Origin of the sequence: Mycolicibacterium austroafricanum (genome assembly GCF_000612725.1) — a bacterium.
GTDB classification, from domain to species: domain Bacteria; phylum Actinomycetota; class Actinomycetes; order Mycobacteriales; family Mycobacteriaceae; genus Mycobacterium; species Mycobacterium austroafricanum.
On record NZ_HG964456.1, the window covers coordinates 160,258 to 178,255 of the forward strand.

Sequence of the window (17,998 nt, forward strand, 5' to 3'; positions counted from 1 at the left end):
CCGGTGGCCTTTGGTACAGATCGAGTCATCGCACGAAGTAGATGACGGCGAACAGCGCGATCCACACGATGTCGACGAAGTGCCAGTAGTAGGACACCACGATCGCGGCGGTGGCCTGCGCGGGCGTGAACTTGCTCATCTTGGTGCGGATCAGCAGCAGGACGAACGCGATCAGACCGCCGATGACGTGCAGACCGTGGAAGCCCGTCGCCAGGTAGAAGACGGTGCCGTAGGCGCTGCCCGGGATCGTCGTCCCCTCCTCGACGAGGTGGATGTACTCGTAGCCCTGCCCGAGCACGAAGAACGTGCCCATCGCCAGCGTGAGGGTGTACCAGCGGCGCAGCCCGAAGACGTCGCCCCGTTCGGCGGCGAACACGCCCATCTGGCAGGTGAACGACGATGCGATCAGCACCAGCGTCACCGGCACGGCCAGTGCAAGATTCAACTCGGTCGGTTCTGGCGGCCAGTCCCCGTGTGCCTGCGCGCGCGCGGTGAAGTACATCGCAAACAGCCCAGCAAAGAACATCAGTTCGCTGGAAAGCCAGACGATGGTGCCGACACTGACCATATTCGGCCGGTTCAGCGAATGTACGCGCGACGTGATTGCGGTTCCCGACGTCCCTACAGCGCTCGTCACAGGAGCAAGTATGACGCTTTGTAGTTGTCGAACTCCACCCGGGTCGAGCAATTCGTCATAATCACTTCCGTGACTACGCCTCCGCCGCAGCTCGCATCGGCCCAGAACCCCTCCGGGGACACGCCCACGTGGGCGATGATCCTCGGCCGGTTGACCACAGGTCAGGGGCTTGCGCCCGGTCAGACGGCGTGGGCGATGGACCAGATCATGACCGGCACCGCGACGCCGGCTCAGATCGCCGCGTTCGCAGTGTCGATGAAGATGAAGCGGCCGACGTCGGCCGAGGTGACCGAGCTGGCCGACATCATGCTCAAGCACGCCCGCCGGGTGCCGACCGACGTCATCGGCACCGCCACGGTGGACATCGTCGGTACGGGCGGCGACGGCGCCAACACCGTGAACCTGTCGACAATGGCGGCGATCGTGGTGGCGGCCGCCGGTGTGCCGGTGGTCAAGCACGGAAACCGCGCCGCGTCGTCGCTGTCGGGCGGCGCCGACACGCTCGAGGCGCTCGGGCTCCGGATCGATCTCGGCCCCGACGAGGTGGCGCGCTGCGTCGCCGAGGTCGGTATCGGCTTCGCGTTCGCTCCGCAATTCCATCCTTCTTATCGGCACGCCGGTGCGGTGCGCCGCGAGATCGGTGTGCCGACGGTGTTCAACCTGCTCGGACCGCTGACCAACCCGGCGTCCCCCCGCGCGGGCCTGATCGGTTGCGCCTGGGCGGATCTCGCCGAGGTGATGGCCGGGGTGTTCGCCACCCGGGGGTCCAGCGTTCTCGTCGTGCACGGCGACGACGGACTCGACGAGCTGACCACCACGACGACGAGCACGATCTGGCGGGTTCAGGCGGGCACCGTCGAGCGGTTGACCTTCGATCCCGCCGCGTTCGGCTTCGCCAGGGCCCACGTCTCCGAACTCACCGGCGGCGACGCCGAATCGAACGCCGCCTCGGCGCGGGCGGTGCTCGGCGGGGCCAAGGGCCCGGTACGAGATGCCGTGGTGCTCAACGCAGCCGGCGCGCTCGTCGCCCACGCCGGGCTATCCAGCGACGCCAAGTGGGTTCCGGCGTGGGAGTCCGGGCTCGCGCGGGCGAAGGACGCGATCGACTCCGGGGCGGCCGAACAGCTGCTCGCGCGTTGGGTGCGGTTCACTCAACAGCTCTGAACGGCCCGGCTCCGAGCCGCCGAACCGGTCGGTGAGTTGTTCGGCGGCAACACGCGCCGAGCGTGCCGTGGCGGCCCAGCCCGCGAAGCGTCCGGCGGCGCCCACCGGTGAGCAGTAGCCGGCGTCGGCACGCACGATCCGCACCCCCGGCTGGGTGAGCCACCGCGCGATCAGCGCCGTCTCCTCGACCAGCGCGCCGCCCAGCGGGCCCCCGGTGGGCAGCACGGCCTGCGCGGCGGCGGTCAGCGCGTCCACCACCGGCATCGGCGGTACGCCGCACGGCGCCACGCCCGCGGCCGCGAGCTGACCGTGCCGGACCACGACGAGGTGCCAGCCGCGGTTGCCGTCGGGCTTGGCCGCCACCAACTCGGTGATCGCCGACAGTGCCCGCAGCCGCTGACCGCGCCACAGCACGTCGATCGCCGCGGCGGTGTGGTCTCGTAGTCGGGCCGCGGTTTCGTAACGGTTGCGCTCGGCGAGATCGGCGATGTGAGACAACGCGGCTGCCAGCGGCCGACTGCAACCGCCGTCGATCAGCGCGAGCGCATCCCGCGTCGCCGCGGCGTATGCCTCGGCGTCGGCGCCGCGGACGGCGGGGCAGGGGGCGACCTCACGCTCTGGGCAGGCGGGCCCGTGGACAGCCGACCGGCCCAGCCGGTTGGTGCAGGTGCGCACCCCGGTGAAGCGCGCCATCAGCGCCGCGGCCTCGGTCGCGTCCGACCGGGACCGGAACGGGCCGACGGCGCAGTCGGTGCGCGGGGTGCGCACGGTCGAGAACCGGGGGAACGCCTCGTCGGTCAGCGTCACCCACCACCACCGGTGGGGGAACTTGGATCGCCGGTTGTACGGCGGTGCGTGGGCGGCCAGCAGGCGCAGCTCGCGTACCCCGGCCTCCAGGTCGTGGGCGCACTCGACGTGGTCGACACGGATGGCCAGGGACGCCATCTCCTTGATCCGGGTGCGCGGGTCGGCGCCGTTGAAGTACTGCGAGACGCGGCGCCGCAGGTCGACGGCGGTGCCGACGTAGAGCACCTCGTCGGTCGGGCCGCGGAACAGGTACACACCGGGGTTGCGCGGCAGGGCCCGGGCCAGGTGACGCTTGCTGCGCTGGGCAGGTGTCACGTCGGGCAGGTAGGAGCGCAGCTCGGCGTAGGTGTGCACGCCCTGGTTGCCGACGCGCTCGATCAGCCCGTGCAGGACGTCGACGGTGGCGCGCGCGTCGTCGAGTGCGCGGTGGGTGGGCGTGGTGCCGGCCCTGAAGAGCTGCGCGAGCGCCGAGAGCCGCACGCTGGGCGCCTCGTCTCGGGTGAGCACCCGGCGGGCCAGTGTGACGGTGCACAACACCGGTGGTTTCGGCCAGGGCAGCTGGTGGCGCTCGGCGGCTGCGCGCAGAAACCCGATGTCGAACCCGGCGTTGTGGGCCACCAGCACGGCGCCGCGGCAGAACTCGAGGAACGAGGGGAGGACGGCGTCGATCCTCGGTGCGTCGTACACCATCGCCGATGTGATTCCCGTCAGCGCGACGATCTGCGGCGGGATGGCACGCCCGGGATCGACCAAAGTAGCGAACTCGCCGAGCACCTCGCCGCCGCGGACCTTGACCGCCCCGATCTCGGTGATGGAGTCGTGCTGATCGCCCGACGCGCGGCCGCCGGTGGTCTCCAGGTCGACGACGACGAAGGTGGTCTCCCGCAGCGTGGGGTCGGCCGCCGGGTCGACATCGGCGAAGCTGAGCTGCCCCATGCGATGAACCTAGGCGCCCGCGGTGACAAGTCCGGTGACGCAGCGCCGGGAGTCGCCGGACGGACTTGTCGGTGCCCGTCGATACCGTGCGCGCACCGCGATGGAGAGGACAGGTGCGATGGCACAGAACCAGTGGCCGCCGGGCGAGGGCCCGGACACCGGCACCGTGAAGATCGACTGCGACGACTGCGCCGTCCGTGGGCCCGGGTGCCAGGATTGCGTGGTCAGCGTGCTGCTCGGGGTCCCGGAAACCCTGCACGTCGACGAACGCCGGGCATTGGAGGTACTGGCCGAGGTCGGGCTTGCGCCGAGGCTTAGGCTGGTCCCGATCCACCGACACGGTGGCTCCGGAGTCGCCTGACGACATGCCGCCGACGGCGGTGTGCGGAACTCGGGAGGGGCTGTTAAATTTGCGTCTTCCGTTGGACAAGGCCGATGCCGTTTCGTAACCTAACTGAGACCTAAAAGAGGTTCAGGGCGGCTCATCACGGCAGTTGAAGGACGCAAAATCTTGAGGCTCGACCGCGCGCACAGGAGCACACGTCGTACTCGGCAACCCCTCATCAGCGCGATAGCCGGCTTGGCTGTACTCGGCGCAGTGCTGACAGGACAGGCTTACGCCGATCCCGCCGAGGACGCGCTGGCAAAGTTGAACCAGCTCTCCCGACAGGCTGAGCAGACCACCGAGGCGATGCACTCGGCGCAGCTGGATCTGGACAACAAGCTGGCGATTCAGCAGGCGGCAGACCTCAAGCACGCCAGCGATGCGGCGGCGATGGAGTCGGCCAAGGCGCAGCTGTCCGACTTCCAGAGCAAGGTCGATCACTTGGCCGCGGCCCAGTACATGGGCGGCCGCCCGTCGGGTTTCGACGCGATGTTGACCGCCTCTTCTCCGCAGGGCCTGATCGACCAGCTATCTGTTCAGCGGGTGATGGCCACCGAGATGCAGGCGCAGATGACCAGCTTCCGGGAGGCCGGCAGGCAGGCCGAGGTCGCCGAGCAGGCGTCGGCCGCGTCGGCCGCCGAAGCCAAGACCGCGGCCGAACAGGCCGCCGCCGTGCGCGCCGATCTGCAGTCCAAGCAGAGCCAGCTCCAAGTCCAGATCGCCGTCGTCAAGTCGCAGTACGAGGCGCTGACGCCGCAGCAGCGCGACGTGCTCGCCGCCGCACCGCCGCCGCCTCCGGTACCTGCCGCGGCCCCAGTGCCGCCGCCGCCCGGCCAGGATCCGGCTGTCCTGGCCGCTCCGCCGGCACCCCCTGCCCTCGGGGCGATCCCGCCCGGCGACATCGCGCCTCCGGGGTCGCCGGTGTCCAGCACCGTCATCCAGGCCGCGCTGAGTCGTATCGGTTCCCCTTATTCGTGGGGTGGCTCGGGTCCGGGTGCCTTCGACTGCTCCGGCCTGGTGATGTGGTCGTTCCAGCAGGCCGGCATCTCGCTGCCGCACTCCAGTCAGGCGCTGGCCCGTGGTGGGCAGCCGGTGTCGATGGACCAGATGCAGCCGGGTGACCTCGTCACCTACTACTCCGATGCGTCGCACGTCGGTATCTACATCGGCGACGGAATGATGGTGCACGCCTCCACCTACGGCACACCGGTGCGGGTCGCCCCGGTGAACAATGCGCCGATCCACAACGTCCGTCGGTACTGAGCAGTCCGGCGCCGTAGCACGGCGGCGGGTCGGCGCCGTTCTCGGTGCGGAACTGGTCTGCGCGCTCGTTCTCGTGGGGGTTCCGCGGATCGCACCTGCCGCAACCGGGCCGGCCGCCCCGATGTCCTACACCCAGTCGGCGTCGCCCGTCCCGCACACAGTCCTGACGGCGGACGGCCGTACGGCGCAGATCATCGATCTCGGGGGCGAGGGCGGCGCGGCACTGGACCGCATCGCCGCCGAACTACCCGCTGCCACGGAGGCGGTCACGGCGTTCTGGGGACCGCAGTGGCGTCGTGACATCACCATCGTGCTCGCCGGGTCCGCCGAGCAGTTCGCCACGCTGGCCGGAGGCGGCGCCGACGTCGCTGCCACGACCACCCCCGAACGGATCATGTTCTCCCCGGCTGCCGCCGGGATGAACACCGCCGATCTCCGAACGGTGTTGCGCCACGAGCTTTTCCACTATGCGGCCAGGGCCGACACCGCCGCGGACGCGCCGGTGTGGCTGACCGAGGGCGTCGCGGACTTCGTCGGCAGGCCGCCCGCAGCGGAGCCGTCCGGCGCGCCGGCATTTCTGCCCACCGACACCGAACTGGCCACGCCGGGCCCCGGACGTTCGGACGCCTACGACCGGGCGTGGCAGTTCGCCTCCCACATCGCCGCCACGTACGGCGTCGAGAAGCTGAGAGCGCTCTACGTCGCAGCGTGCGGGCACGGCCACGCCGATGTCGACACCGCGGTCCGTGAGGTCCTCGGCGCCGATCTGTCCACGCTGTCGGCGAGCCCCCGATGAAGCGAATCCTGCTCGTCACCAACGACTATCCGCCGCGCCGCGGCGGCATCCAGGCGTACCTGGAAGCTCTCGTCGAGCATCTGGTGGCGTCCGGCGAGCACAGCCTGACCGTGTACGCGCCGAAGTGGAAGGGCGCCGAGGACTACGACTCCGTCGCCGCAGCCACCGGGTACGAGGTGGTCCGGCATCCGGGGACGCTGATGGTGCCCGAGCCGACGGTGGCGCTGCGGATGCGGCGGCTCATCCGCGAGCGCGGCATCGACACCGTGTGGTTCGGCGCCGCCGCGCCGCTCGCGCTGTTGGCGCCGCTGGCCCGCGCCGCCGGCGCCCGGCGCGTCATCGCCAGCACCCACGGCCACGAAGTCGGCTGGTCGATGCTGCCGTTGGCGCGAACGGCCTTGCGCCGCATAGGAAATGACACCGATGTCGTCACCTTCATCAGCGCCTACACGCGGGGACGGTTCGCGTCGGCGTTCGGGCCGCACGCGGCGCTGGAACACGTGCCGCCGGGCGTGGACACCGACCGGTTCGTCCCCGACGAGGTGGCCAGGGCCGAACTGCGGGCCCGTTACGGCCTGGGTGAGCGGCCCGTGGTGGTCTGTGTGTCGCGGCTGGTGCCACGCAAGGGGCAGGACATGCTGATCAGGGCGCTCCCGGCGATCCGGCAGCGGGTTCCCGGCGCGGCGCTCGTCATCGTGGGAGGCGGCCCGTACCGGACTGCCTTGCATCGGCTCGCGCACACCTTCGGGGTGGCCGAAGACGTGGTCTTCACCGACGGTGTGCCCGGCGAGGAACTGCCCGCCCATCACGCGATGGCCGACGTGTTCGCGATGCCCTGCCGGACCCGGGGCTCCGGACTGGACGTCGAGGGCCTCGGGATCGTCTACCTGGAGGCATCCTCCACCGGGGTGCCGGTGGTGGCGGGCCGGTCCGGCGGGGCTCCGGAGACCGTCGTCGACGGGCAGACGGGCGTCGTCGTCGACGGGTGGGACGTCGGGGCGATCGCCGCCGCCGTCGGCGACCTGCTGGCCGACCCGGCCCGCGCCGCGGAAATGGGCGCGGCGGGCCGACAGGCGGTGCTGGACAACTGGCGCTGGAGCAGGCAGGCCGAGAAGCTGGCCCGCCTGCTTTAAGCCGAGTCCGTGGTGTAGAGCCTCTCGATCTCTTCTGCGAACTTGTCGGCGACGATATTGCGCTTGACCTTCAGGGTCGGCGTCAGTTCACCGGTGAGCACCGTGAAATCGACCGGCAGAATCCGGAACTTGCGGATCGCCTCGGCCTTCGACACCGCCTGGTTGGCACTTTTGACGGCCAGGTCGATCTCGCCGACCAGGTCGGGATCGTCGATCAGCTCCGCCACCGAAGCGGCCGGCGCCTTGCCGTGGTGCTGCTTCCACACCTCGAAGGCCTCCGTGTCGATCGCGATCAGCGCGCCGATGAAGGGCTTGGCATCGCCGACCGCCATCGCCTGACTGATCAGCGGGTGGGCGCGGAGCTGATCCTCCAGGACTGCGGGGGCGACGTTCTTCCCTCCCGCGGTCACGATGATCTCCTTCTTGCGGCCGACGATGGAGAGGTAGCCGTCCTCGTCGATGCTGCCCAGATCGCCGGTGTGCAGCCAGCCGTTGACGACCGTTTCCCTGGTGGCCTTCTCGTTACGCCAGTACCCGTTGAACACCACGCCGCCGCGGACCAGCAGCTCGCCGTCGTTGGCGATCGCCATGCTGTTGCCCGGCAGGAGCTTTCCGACGGAGCCGACCTTCAGCTCACCGATCCGGTTGGCGGTGATCGCGGCACTGGTCTCGGTCATGCCGTATCCCTCGTAGATGGTCAGGCCGACACCGCGGAAGAAGTGACCCAGCCGGGCGCCGAGGGGGGCTCCACCGGAGATGGACGCGCGGCAGTCGCCGCCGGTGGCCGCGCGCAGCTTGCCGTACACCAGCCGGTCGAACAGCGCATGCTTGGCCCGCAGCAGCAGGCCGGGCCCCCCGGTGTCCTGGGCCATGCTCCAGTCGATGGCCGTCTGCACGGCCATCGCGAAGATGGCGCCCTTGCCGCTGTCCTGCGCGTTCAATTCGGCGGTGTTGTACACCTTCTCGAACACGCGCGGGACGGACACGATGACCGTCGGCTTGAACTGTCCGAACATCGGGACCAGGTTCTTGATGTCGCTGGTGTAGCCGATGGTCACACCGTTGGCGAAGGCGGTCATAGACAGCGCGCGGGCCAGCACGTGGGCCAGCGGCAGGAACACCAGCAGGCGTTCGCCCTTGCGAAGCAGACCGGGGAAACAGGCCGTCGCACCGCGCGTCTCGTAGAGCAGGTTGGAGTGCGTCAGCTGGCAGCCTTTCGGGCGGCCGGTGGTGCCCGAGGTGTAGATCAGTGTGGCCGGGTCGGCGCTTCTGATGGCGGCCACCCGGCGGTCCACCTCCCCGGGGTCGACCGTCGCGCCCGCCTCGGCCAGCGCGTCGAGCGCCGAGGGCGCCGCTGTCTCGATGACCATCACCTTGCGCAGCGCGGGCAACTCGTTGAGCAGTTCCTTCACCATCAGCGCGTGGGCCTCGAGCTCGACGAACGCCAGTACCGCGCCGGAGTCCTCCAGGACCCAGCGCACCTGCTCGGGGGAGGAGGTCTCGTAGATGGGGACCGTCACCGCGCCGACCGACAGGATCGCGTAGTCGAGAATCGGCCACTCGTACCGCGTCGCCGACAACAGCGCGACCCGGTCGCCGGGCTGTACCCCCTCGGCGATCAACCCCGATGCTACCGAGCGGATCTGCTCGGCGGCCTGCCTGCACGTCACATCCACCCAGGTGCCGTTGACGAGGCGCTGGAAGATCACGTGATCGGGATCGTCGCGCTCGTGGGAGTAAACGGTACTGACGACGTTGTCGTTCTCGCCGACGGTGAATGTTGCCGGAACGCTGAACTCGCGCACAGTCGATGCCCTCTCGATTTACAGGCGGCAATGCCGTGTCCAGCCTAGTCGTCCCGTGTCGCCCGGCGAGGGCCGATGCCTGCGCATGTGTGAAGCTAGTCAGTCATGTACAGCATCCAGATCGCCGACGAGACGTTCATCGCGGCCGATCCCGTCGCGGTGGGCCAGGCCGTCGCCGACAAGGCCTGCTGGTCACGGTGGTGGCCCGACCTGCGGCTCGTGGTGGTCGAGGACCGCGGCGAGGCCGGCCACCGGTGGTCGGTGACCGGGGCGTTGACCGGCACCATGGAGGTGTGGCTGGAAAAGACGTTCGACGGTGTGGTGCTGCATTACTTCCTGCACGCCGAGCCGTCCGGGGCCGCAGCGCGGGACCTGGAGAAGATGAACCTGCCGAAGCTGAACCACCGCAGGCGGGTGGCGGGCAAGGAGATGGCTTTCGAGATCAAGCGCAGGCTGGAGGCGGATCGTCCGGTCGGGGTGTCGCGGCTGGCCTGAGTACGCGGCCATCCCCTCGGTAGGAGGGTAGATTTCTGGCCAGTGACCAGACCATAGCGGGGAAGGTTCCAGTGGCGGACAAGACGGCGCAGACCATCTACATCGATGCCGATCCCTCGACGGTGATGGACGTCATCGCCGACATCGGCTCCTACCCGGAATGGGTCGCCGAGTACAAGGAGGCCGAGGTTCTCGAAGCCGACGCCGAGGGCTATCCGAAGGTGGCCAGGCTGGTCCTCGACGCCGCGGTGCTCAAAGACAGCATGGTGCTGGCCTACCGGTGGCCCGCCGATCGCAACTCGGTCACCTGGTCGCTGGTCTCCAGCTCCCTGCTCAAATCGCTGGACGGGGCATATCGCTTGGTGCCGAGAGGATCTGGCACCGACGTCACCTATGAGCTCTCCGTCGACCTGATCATCCCGATGATCGGGCTGCTCAAGAGGAAGGCCGAACGACGTCTGACGGATACCGCACTGAAGGACCTGAAGAAACGAGTTGAGGCTGACTGAGGGCAGAGGCGCCACCGACGCGGCGTGGACGCCCGGGGCGGCCCGGATCGGCCTGTTCGTCGGCAAGGGTGGCGTGGGCAAGTCGACGCTGGCGACCGCGACGGCAGTGCGTGCGGCGCGCGCCGGGATGCGGGTCCTCATCGTGTCCACCGACCAGGCGCATTCCACCGGTGACGTGTTGGGGGTCAACCTCGTTCCGACCGGGCGCCGGGATCCCACCCGCGTGCTGGCCGAGCTCGACACGGCGGAGTCCGGGGGAGGGTTCCTCGACGCGCTCGCCCTCGACACGCTGGCGGTGCTCTCCGAGCGCTGGCGCTTGATCGCGGGCCCGCTCGCCGCCAGGTTCCCCGAATCGGACGTGGGAGACATTGCGCCAGAAGAGCTTTCGGCGTTACCTGGAGTCCAGGAGGTGTTGGGTCTGCACGAGGTCGGTGAACTCGCGGACTCCGGGCAGTGGGATCTGGTCGTGGTCGACTGTGCCTCGACCGCCGACGCGATGCGCATGCTCACGCTGCCTGCGACGTTCTCGCTCTACCTGGAGCGCGCATGGCCGAGGCATCGCCGGCTGTCCGGTGTGGACGATGTCCGGTCGGCGGCGGTGGTCGAACTACTCGAGCGGATCGGGGCGGGTACCGATCGGCTCGACACGCTGCTCACCGACGGGTCGCGGGTGAGCGCGCACCTGGTGATGACGGCCGAACGGGTGGTGGCCGCCGAAGCGGTCCGCACGCTGGGCACGTTGTCGTTGATGGGTGTGCAGATCGCCGAATTCATCGTCAATCAGGTTTTGGTGCAGGATGATTCGTTCGAGTATCGCAATCTCCCCGCCCATCCGGCCTTTGACTGGTACTCCGAGAGGATCTCCGAGCAGCAGGCGGTGCTCACCGAACTCGACCGCGTGATCGGTGACGTGCAACTGGTGATGGTGCCGCACCTGTCCGGCGAGCCGATCGGCGCCAAGGCGCTGGGTGAACTCCTCGAATGCGCCCGCAGCAGGGGCGGGTCGCCGCCGCCGGGTCCGCTACATCCGATCGTCGACCGGGAATCGGGCACCGGCCTCGATGCCGTGTACCGGCTGCGGCTGGAATTGCCGCAGCTCGACTCCTCGGCTTTGTCGTTGGGTAGGGTCGATGACGACCTGATCATCGGCGTCGGAGGTATGCGGCGCCGGGTTCGCCTCGCGTCGGTGCTTCGGCGATGCATCGTCATCGGCGCGCAGCTGCGCGGAAGCGAGCTGACGGTGCGATTCCGACCTAACCCGGAGGTGTGGCCGCGTTGAGTGGGGCTCACTCCGATCTGGGGCCGGAACTGCGAGTGCTCGCCCAGTCGATCCTGGACAAGCTCGATCCCGCGGTCCGCCTTGCCGCGGCCCGGGCCCAGGCGGGCGGCAGCGGTCCCGGACGATGTCAGCAGGTGTGGTGTCCGGTCTGCGCGCTGGCCGCGCTGATCTCGGGGGAGCAGCATCCGCTGCTCAGCGTGGTGGCCGAGCACAGCGTGGCACTGTTGACGCTTCTCAAGGCGATGGTCGACGACGTCGAGACCTCCGCGAACACGGGGCCGGGTCAGAAGCCCCCTCCCGGCGGCCCGCCGCCGGACGAGCCGACGCCGCCTGATCCGGACGGCCCCGGCGGACCGCCGTCGCCGCCGCCGTCGCCCGGCCGCTACCAGCACATCCCGGTGAGCGTCGAAGAATAGGCGCCGCAGCTGTGGTTGGACGCACAGGGCGTGGGTAAGGTTGTCCAAGAGCATATTGACCGCGCCGCGGTCGGTCGATCCGGAGGATCCATGTGGTACTGGCTGTTCAAGTACGTCTTGTTGGGTCCTCTTCTGGCGCTGATTGCCCGTCCCAAAATTGAAGGGCTGGAACATGTTCCGCAGGGTGGAGCGGCGATTCTGGCCAGCAATCACCTGGCCGTGATGGACAGCTTCTATCTGCCGTTGATGGTTCGTCGGCGGATCACCTTCCTGGCCAAGTCGGAGTACTTCACCGGCACCGGAGTCAAAGGGCGCTTCCTTGCGTGGTTCTACACCGCTGTCGGTCAGGTGCCGATCGATCGCACCGACGCCGACAGCGCCCAGGCCGCGCTGAACACCGCCGAGCGAATTCTCGGTCAGGGCAAGCTGCTCGGGATGTATCCCGAGGGCACGCGATCGCCGGACGGTCGGCTGTACAAGGGGAAGACCGGGCTGGCCCGCCTGGCGCTGCAGACGCAGGTCCCGGTGCTTCCGGTCGCGATGATCGGCACGGACGTCGTCAATCCTCCCGGCAAGGGGTTGCGCTTCGGCCGGGTCAGGATCAAGATCGGCCCGCCGATGGACTTCAGCCGGTTCGACGGGCTGGCCGGCAACCGGTTCATCGAGCGTGCGGTGATCGACGAGGTGATGTACGAGCTGATGCGGTTGTCGGGCCAGGAGTACGTCGACCTCTATGCCGCCGACGTCAAGCTGGGAAAAGGTGATGCGGCCGGGAAGCCGCCGACCCGGCTCCCCGAAGCCGCCGCCGGCTGAGCCGGCAGTTCAACTTGAGCCGGCTGAGCCGGCTGAGCCGGCTGAGCCGGCTGAGCCGATCTAGGCTTTGATGCCGTTGGTGGCCGGTTCGGCCGCACCCAGGCCGGGAGCGTCCCTGCCGGGCCGTGGAAGGGTCACGGTCGCGCTGACGACGATCACGGCGAGCGCCCACCACAGGTAGGAGCCGCCGACGAGTTGACGCCACAGCGATGCGGTGGTTTCCCGGTGCTCGGGCAGCAACGTGATCGGTGTCCACACCATCAGCGCGAGCCCGGCCGCCGACACCACTGCGAGCGCGACATGGCGCAGCCGCACCGCGAGCACGGCCGTCACCAGCACCGTGGGCAGTGCCCACACCCAGTGGTGCGACCACGACACGGGGGAGACCACCAGGCCGAACATCGCCACACAGATCAGGGCAAGCACCGGCTGCTCGGCGCGCAGGGCCCGCCGCGCCGCCCACACGGTGAGGCCGAGCACCGCGAAGCACAACACGGTCCACACCACGAAGCGTTCACCTTCACCGAGCCCCAGCCGGGCCAGCACACCCGCGATGTTCTGGTTCGTGTTCAGGGTCGCCGTGCCGATGCGGTCGGTGTTGCGGACGGTCTCCAACCAGTATTCCCAGGAATCCCGCCATGCCAGCGCGAAGCCGGCCAGCGTCGCCACCACCGCGGACGCCGCTGTGACCAGTAGCGCGCGCACGTCACGACGGAGCAGGAAATACAGCAGGAACACCGCAGGTGTCAGCTTCACCGCGATCGCCACACCCAGCAGCACTCCCCGCGGCCACGGTGTGCGACGCGGCACGCAGTCGGCGATCACCAGCGTCATCAGCACCACGTTGATCTGGCCGAAGTCGAAGTTCGCCCGCAGAGGTTCCAGATAGAGCACCGCGGGCGCGACGATCGCCGCCGCCAGCCAGCACCTGCGCAACCAGGCCGGCTCGGAGGTGACCCGGGTGCTCGGCCACACGTCCAGCCGCGTCAGCACGATCACCGTGGAGACCAGCAGCAGGATCAGCGTGGTCAGCGTGATCGCCACACTTGCCGCCTCCAGCGACAGCAGCGCGAACGGCGCGAACGCGACGGCGGCCAGCGGCGGATAGGTGAACGGCAGTTCCAACCCGCCCCGCGTCTGGAACATCGCGCCGTCGGCGTACAACGACTGGCCGTCGAGCCAGGCCCGGCCGCCCATCCGGTAGACGTCGATGTCGATGCGGTACGGAACGTGCCCGAGGAGGCGCCACGCCGCCGCCGCCAGAGCTGCAAACGTCAAGAGCTGGAACAGCCGCCACGCCAGCGTCGGCTTCCAACCAGCCCCGCCGGGCGACTGCCTGTTACTCATGTCGGGGACCAGACTATCGGTGCCCACCGGCGAGTCGTCGGGTATCCCGGGCTCGCCACGCGCAGGTCGGCGTAAGTTTTCTGGGTGCGACCGGACCTTGACGTCGAGTTGGGCTTCTCGACACATCTCCCGCCCTCGCGGCTGCCGTTGGTCTGCTGCCTGGTGGCATTCATCCTCACGTTCTTCATCACCCGCACGATCGTGCGGTACATCCGCAGCCACGCCGACAGCGATGCGCCCCGCAAGTGGTGGCAGCCGCACAACATCTCCGGCGGCGGCGGCCTGCACATCCACCACATGGTGATCGGTGTAATTCTGGTCATGGTGTCCGGCATCTCGATGGTCGCACTTGCTGTCGACGGGGGTATACCCGAGTTCACGGCTGCGTCAATCCTTTTCGGTATCGGTGCGGCGCTGGTCCTCGACGAGTTCGCACTGATCCTGCACCTGTCCGACGTGTACTGGGCCGAGGACGGGCGCACTTCGGTGGACGCCGTCTTCGTGGCCGTCGCGGTCGCCGGCCTGCTGATCCTGGGTTTCAACCCGCTGTCGTTCTTCGACGTCGGCATCTGGCAGAACGACCACTCCGTGGCCGCGCGCACCATCGTGGTGGTCGCGGCGGTGCTGACGCTCGCACTCGCGGTCATCGTGCTGCTCAAGGGCAAGGTGTGGACCGGCCTGGTCGGCATGTTCATCACACCGTTGCTGTTCGTCGGCGCGATCAGGCTGTCGCGGCCACACGCACCGTGGGCGCGCTGGCGCTACACCAAGCGGCCCCGCAAAATGCACCGCGCGCTGGAGCGGGAGCGGTGGCTGCGCCGGCCGGTCGTACAGGCCAAGCTGTGGCTGCAGGACGCGATCGCGGGCATGCCCAAGTTCCCCGACGACGCGCTGGTCGACGAACAACTCGACCGCGAGATCCACGCGGCACCGGCCCCGGGCAACCCCGAGCCCGTCACCCAGAAAGCTTCATGACTTGAGGTACTTCTATGACACCGAATTCATCGACGACGGCCGCACCATCGAGTTGATCTCGATAGGCGTCGCCGCCGAGGACGGTCGCGAATACTACGCGATCTCAACGGAATTCAACCCAGATCAGGCGGGTCGCTGGGTGCGTAAGAACGTGCTGCCCAAGCTGCCTTCGCCGGCGTCGCCGCTGTGGCGCTCGCGCAGGCAGATCCGCACCGAGCTGGAGGACTTCTTCGGCATCGACGGCGACGAGCCGATCGAGCTGTGGGCCTGGGTCGGTGCCTACGACCACGTGGTGTTGTGCCAGCTCTGGGGGCCTATGACCGACCTGCCGCCCGCCATCCCGCGCTTCACCCGCGAGCTGCGCCAACTCTGGGAGGACCACGGTTGCCCCAGGATGCCGCCCCGGCCCCCTGATGCGCACGACGCGCTCGTCGACGCCAAGCACAACCTGGTGCGCTACCGGGTGATGAAGGGCGGCGAGCCGCCGAGATAGCAGGCGCGGCGAGTCGCCCAGATAGCGGGCGGCTGACCCCGGCGGCAACGCACGCGTCGCGAAGTGCGGTTTTGCGGCGTGGTTACCATAAACGGGTGAACTGGACCGTCGACGTACCCATCGACCAGCTGCCTGCGCTCCCGCCGCTGCCCGAGGATCTGCGGCAGCGCCTCGACGCCGCCCTGGCCAGGCCGGCACTGCAGCAACCGTCCTGGGACGCCGGACAGGCCGCGGCGATGCGCAAGGTGCTCGAGAGCGTGCCGCCCGTCACGGTCCCGTCGGAGATCGAACGGTTGAAGTCGCAGCTGGCCGACGTCGCTCGGGGTCAGGCGTTCCTGCTGCAGGGCGGCGACTGCGCCGAAACGTTCGTCGACAACACCGAGCCGCACATCCGCGCGAACATCCGCACGCTGCTCCAGATGGCCGTGGTGCTGACCTACGGTGCGAGCATGCCGGTGGTCAAGGTGGCCCGTATCGCGGGGCAGTACGCCAAGCCCCGCTCCTCGGACACCGACGCGCTGGGCCTGAAGTCCTACCGCGGCGACATGGTCAACGGCTTCGCCCCGGACGCCGCGGTCCGCGAGCATGACCCGTCGCGTCTGGTGCGCGCGTACGCCAACGCCAGCGCCGCGATGAACCTGGTGCGGGCGCTGACGTCGTCGGGGATGGCCTCACTGCACCAGGTGCACGACTGGAACAGGGAGTTCGTCCGCACCTCGCCCGCCGGTGCCCGGTACGAGGCGCTGGCCGGGGAGATCGACCGCGGCCTGCGCTTCATGAGCGCGTGCCGGGTCGACGATCGCAACCTCGACACCGCGGAGATCTACGCGAGCCACGAGGCCCTGGTGCTGGACTACGAGCGGGCGATGCTGCGCATGAACATCGCTGACTCCGCCGATCCGGCCTCGGACGGTCCGCCGAAGCTCTACGACCTGTCGGCCCATTACGTGTGGATCGGTGAGCGCACCCGCCAGCTCGACGGCGCCCACGTGGCCTTCGCCGAGGTCATCGCCAACCCGGTCGGTATCAAGATCGGCCCGACCACGTCGCCCGAGCTTGCCGTCGAATACGTCGAGCGGCTGGACCCGAACAACGAGCCGGGCCGGCTCACCCTGGTCAGCCGGATGGGCAATCACAAGGTGCGCGACGTGCTGCCGCCGATCATCGAGAAGGTACAGGCCTCGGGGCATCAGGTCGTCTGGCAGTGCGACCCGATGCACGGCAACACCCACGAGTCCTCGACCGGCTACAAGACGCGCCACTTCGACCGCATCGTCGACGAGGTGCAGGGCTTCTTCGAGGTGCACCACGCGCTCGGCACGCACCCCGGCGGCATCCACGTCGAGATCACCGGTGAGAACGTCACCGAGTGTCTCGGTGGCGCACAAGACATTTCGGACACCGACCTGGCCGGCCGCTACGAGACCGCCTGCGACCCGCGGCTGAACACGCAGCAGTCGCTGGAGCTGGCGTTCTTGGTCGCGGAGATGCTCCGCGGTTAGAGCAGGTTGCTCAGGTTGGTGCCGAGGGTCCACGCCCCGGCGGCGGCCAGCGCAGCCAGGGTGATCACCGCGACCACCCAGAAGAACAGCACACGCCGGGAGCGCTGGCGCGCCCAGTAGAATTCATCGAGCTCGATTCCGGCGAATCGTCCTGCGGTGGAACGGTATTCGTCGTCGTATCCGTCGTCGACCGGTAGTTCGTCGCGGCTGAACACCCTGGTGTCCCGGTTCACCGGACCCGCCGGGTCCGGCTTGTCGAGGTGGACTGTGGTGTCGTGCGCATCCTGCGAAACCGTCGACGTGTTCGCGGAGTTGTGCAGCGCCGAGTTCCGCGGCGCGGGGACCCGGAACTGCGGGAGTGCGAGTTCGCGGACGATGGTCTCGAGTTCCTCGGCCATCTCGGCGGCATCGGCGAACCGGTCGGCCGGGTCGCGTGACGTCGCACACAGCACGAGGTCGTCGAATTGCCGTGGCACACCGTCGATCACAGTGCTCGGAGGTGCGACGTCGCGATCCATGCGCTGGTAGGCCACCGCCAGCGCGGTGTCTCCGGTGAACGGCGTGCGCCCGGTCAGCAACTCGTAGACCAGGATCCCGACGGAGTACACGTCGCCGCGCGAGTCGGTTTCGCCGGTGGCGACCTGCTCGGGGGAGAGGTAGGCGGCGGTCCCGAGGATCACGCTCGTCGAGGTGATCTTGGCCTCGGCCACCGCACGCACCAGACCGAAGTCGGCGATCTTGACCTCGCCGTCGTCACTGATCAGTACGTTCTCGGGCTTGATGTCGCGGTGCACCAGCCCGGCGGAGTGTGCGGCGGCCAGCCCTGAAAGCACGGGACGGAGCACCGCCGCGACGGCGTGCGGGGGCATCGGGCCGCGCTCGCGCAGCAGCTCGCGCAGGGTGCCACCCTCGACCAGCTCCATCACCAGGAACGGGTGCTGACCATCGATGCCCTGGTCGTACACCGCAACCAGCCCGGGATCCTTCAGCCGTGCCACGGCGCGGGCCTCACGCTGGAACCGGGTGAGGAAATCCTGGTCTCCCGCGTACCGGGAGTCCATGATCTTCAACGCAACCGGGCGATCGAGCCTCTGGTCGAGGCCGCGGTACACCGCAGACATGCCGCCGGTGGCGATCAACGAGTCCACCCGGTAGCGACCGTCCAGCACGGCCCCGGTCAGTGGGCTGGATCGCTGGTAGGTCTCCATCGGATTCATGGTACGAGTCGGGACCGCGACAGCTG

17 protein-coding genes and 1 pseudogene are annotated in these 17,998 nt (G+C 68.8%); 13 read left to right on the top strand and 5 right to left on the bottom strand.

The window, feature by feature from the left end; all coding sequences use genetic code 11:
• Positions 1-25 precede the first annotated feature (25 nt).
• Positions 26-637 (bottom strand): aa3-type cytochrome oxidase subunit III, encoded by a 612-nt coding sequence (gene ctaE, locus BN976_RS23315; RefSeq protein WP_036374493.1) that lies wholly within the window; start codon positions 635-637, stop codon positions 26-28.
• A gap of 69 nt (positions 638-706) precedes the next feature.
• On the opposite strand from ctaE, the gene trpD reads away from it, so the two are divergent.
• Positions 707-1,801 (top strand): anthranilate phosphoribosyltransferase, encoded by a 1,095-nt coding sequence (gene trpD / locus BN976_RS32895; protein WP_011780753.1) that lies wholly within the window; start codon positions 707-709, stop codon positions 1,799-1,801.
• Here trpD and BN976_RS23330 read toward each other — a convergent pair.
• Positions 1,739-3,544 (bottom strand): annotated as a pseudogene (locus BN976_RS23330) (DEDD exonuclease domain-containing protein); the annotation flags it as partial. The gene trpD and the pseudogene BN976_RS23330 overlap by 63 nt on opposite strands.
• A gap of 118 nt (positions 3,545-3,662) precedes the next feature.
• Between BN976_RS23330 and BN976_RS23335 the strand changes: the two are divergent.
• The 4 genes from BN976_RS23335 to BN976_RS23350 all read left to right on the top strand — a co-directional run bounded on the left by BN976_RS23335 (position 3,663) and on the right by BN976_RS23350 (position 7,121).
• The gene (locus BN976_RS23335) at positions 3,663-3,905 is read left to right on the top strand and encodes a hypothetical protein (protein ID WP_036374930.1); all 243 of its coding nucleotides are present in this window, start codon (positions 3,663-3,665) and stop codon (positions 3,903-3,905) included.
• Positions 3,906-4,055: 150 nt separating this feature from the next.
• Positions 4,056-5,192 carry a peptidoglycan hydrolase RipC gene (gene ripC, locus BN976_RS23340; protein ID WP_011780751.1) on the top strand — a complete coding sequence of 379 codons (1,137 nt, stop codon included), beginning with the start codon at positions 4,056-4,058 and terminating at the stop codon, positions 5,190-5,192.
• A complete protein-coding gene (locus BN976_RS23345; protein WP_036374502.1) occupies positions 5,161-5,988 on the top strand; it encodes a peptidase in 828 nt (275 codons plus the stop codon). Before ripC ends, BN976_RS23345 begins: the two co-directional genes overlap by 32 nt.
• A complete protein-coding gene (locus tag BN976_RS23350) occupies positions 5,985-7,121 on the top strand; it encodes a glycosyltransferase family 4 protein (RefSeq protein ID WP_036374505.1) in 1,137 nt (378 codons plus the stop codon). The genes BN976_RS23345 and BN976_RS23350 overlap by 4 nt, the downstream gene beginning before the upstream one ends.
• Here the strand turns inward: BN976_RS23350 and BN976_RS23355 are convergent.
• The gene (locus BN976_RS23355) at positions 7,118-8,926 is read right to left on the bottom strand and encodes an AMP-dependent synthetase/ligase (protein ID WP_036374508.1); all 1,809 of its coding nucleotides are present in this window, start codon (positions 8,924-8,926) and stop codon (positions 7,118-7,120) included. The genes BN976_RS23350 and BN976_RS23355 overlap by 4 nt on opposite strands.
• Positions 8,927-9,031: 105 nt before the next feature.
• Here BN976_RS23355 and BN976_RS23360 point away from each other — a divergent pair, with 105 nt between their 5' ends.
• The 5 genes from BN976_RS23360 to BN976_RS23380 all read left to right on the top strand — a co-directional run bounded on the left by BN976_RS23360 (position 9,032) and on the right by BN976_RS23380 (position 12,438).
• The gene (locus BN976_RS23360) at positions 9,032-9,421 is read left to right on the top strand and encodes a hypothetical protein (protein WP_036374510.1); all 390 of its coding nucleotides are present in this window, start codon (positions 9,032-9,034) and stop codon (positions 9,419-9,421) included.
• A gap of 71 nt (positions 9,422-9,492) precedes the next feature.
• Complete coding sequence (locus BN976_RS23365; RefSeq protein WP_036374513.1) at positions 9,493-9,930, top strand: SRPBCC family protein; 438 nt, start codon at positions 9,493-9,495, stop codon at positions 9,928-9,930.
• Positions 9,917-11,209 (top strand): ArsA family ATPase, encoded by a 1,293-nt coding sequence (locus BN976_RS23370; protein ID WP_199559000.1) that lies wholly within the window; start codon positions 9,917-9,919, stop codon positions 11,207-11,209. Before BN976_RS23365 ends, BN976_RS23370 begins: the two co-directional genes overlap by 14 nt.
• Positions 11,206-11,625 carry a hypothetical protein gene (locus BN976_RS23375; protein WP_011780744.1) on the top strand — a complete coding sequence of 140 codons (420 nt, stop codon included), beginning with the start codon at positions 11,206-11,208 and terminating at the stop codon, positions 11,623-11,625. The genes BN976_RS23370 and BN976_RS23375 overlap by 4 nt, the downstream gene beginning before the upstream one ends.
• Before the next feature lie 90 nt (positions 11,626-11,715).
• Positions 11,716-12,438 (top strand): lysophospholipid acyltransferase family protein, encoded by a 723-nt coding sequence (locus BN976_RS23380; RefSeq protein WP_011780743.1) that lies wholly within the window; start codon positions 11,716-11,718, stop codon positions 12,436-12,438.
• A 60-nt stretch (positions 12,439-12,498) separates the two neighbouring features.
• Here BN976_RS23380 and BN976_RS23385 read toward each other — a convergent pair whose 3' ends face one another.
• Positions 12,499-13,785 (bottom strand): glycosyltransferase family 87 protein, encoded by a 1,287-nt coding sequence (locus BN976_RS23385; RefSeq protein WP_036374516.1) that lies wholly within the window; start codon positions 13,783-13,785, stop codon positions 12,499-12,501.
• 84 nt (positions 13,786-13,869) lie between these two features.
• Between BN976_RS23385 and BN976_RS23390 the strand changes: the two genes are divergently transcribed.
• The 3 genes from BN976_RS23390 to BN976_RS23400 all read left to right on the top strand — a co-directional run bounded on the left by BN976_RS23390 (position 13,870) and on the right by BN976_RS23400 (position 16,755).
• Positions 13,870-14,760: a hypothetical protein gene (locus tag BN976_RS23390; RefSeq protein ID WP_011780741.1), complete on the top strand. Its 891-nt coding sequence runs from the start codon at positions 13,870-13,872 to the stop codon at positions 14,758-14,760.
• A 1-nt stretch (position 14,761) separates the two neighbouring features.
• Positions 14,762-15,253, top strand: coding sequence for a polyadenylate-specific 3'-exoribonuclease AS (locus BN976_RS23395; RefSeq protein ID WP_011780740.1), 492 nt, complete (start codon positions 14,762-14,764; stop codon positions 15,251-15,253).
• A gap of 95 nt (positions 15,254-15,348) precedes the next feature.
• Positions 15,349-16,755, top strand: a complete 1,407-nt coding sequence (locus tag BN976_RS23400; protein WP_011780739.1) for a class II 3-deoxy-7-phosphoheptulonate synthase — start codon at positions 15,349-15,351, stop codon at positions 16,753-16,755.
• On the opposite strand, the gene BN976_RS23405 is transcribed toward BN976_RS23400, so the two are convergent.
• The gene (locus BN976_RS23405) at positions 16,752-17,972 is read right to left on the bottom strand and encodes a protein kinase domain-containing protein (protein ID WP_036374519.1); all 1,221 of its coding nucleotides are present in this window, start codon (positions 17,970-17,972) and stop codon (positions 16,752-16,754) included. The two genes, BN976_RS23400 and BN976_RS23405, sit on opposite strands and share 4 nt — an antisense overlap.
• Positions 17,973-17,998 lie beyond the last annotated feature (26 nt).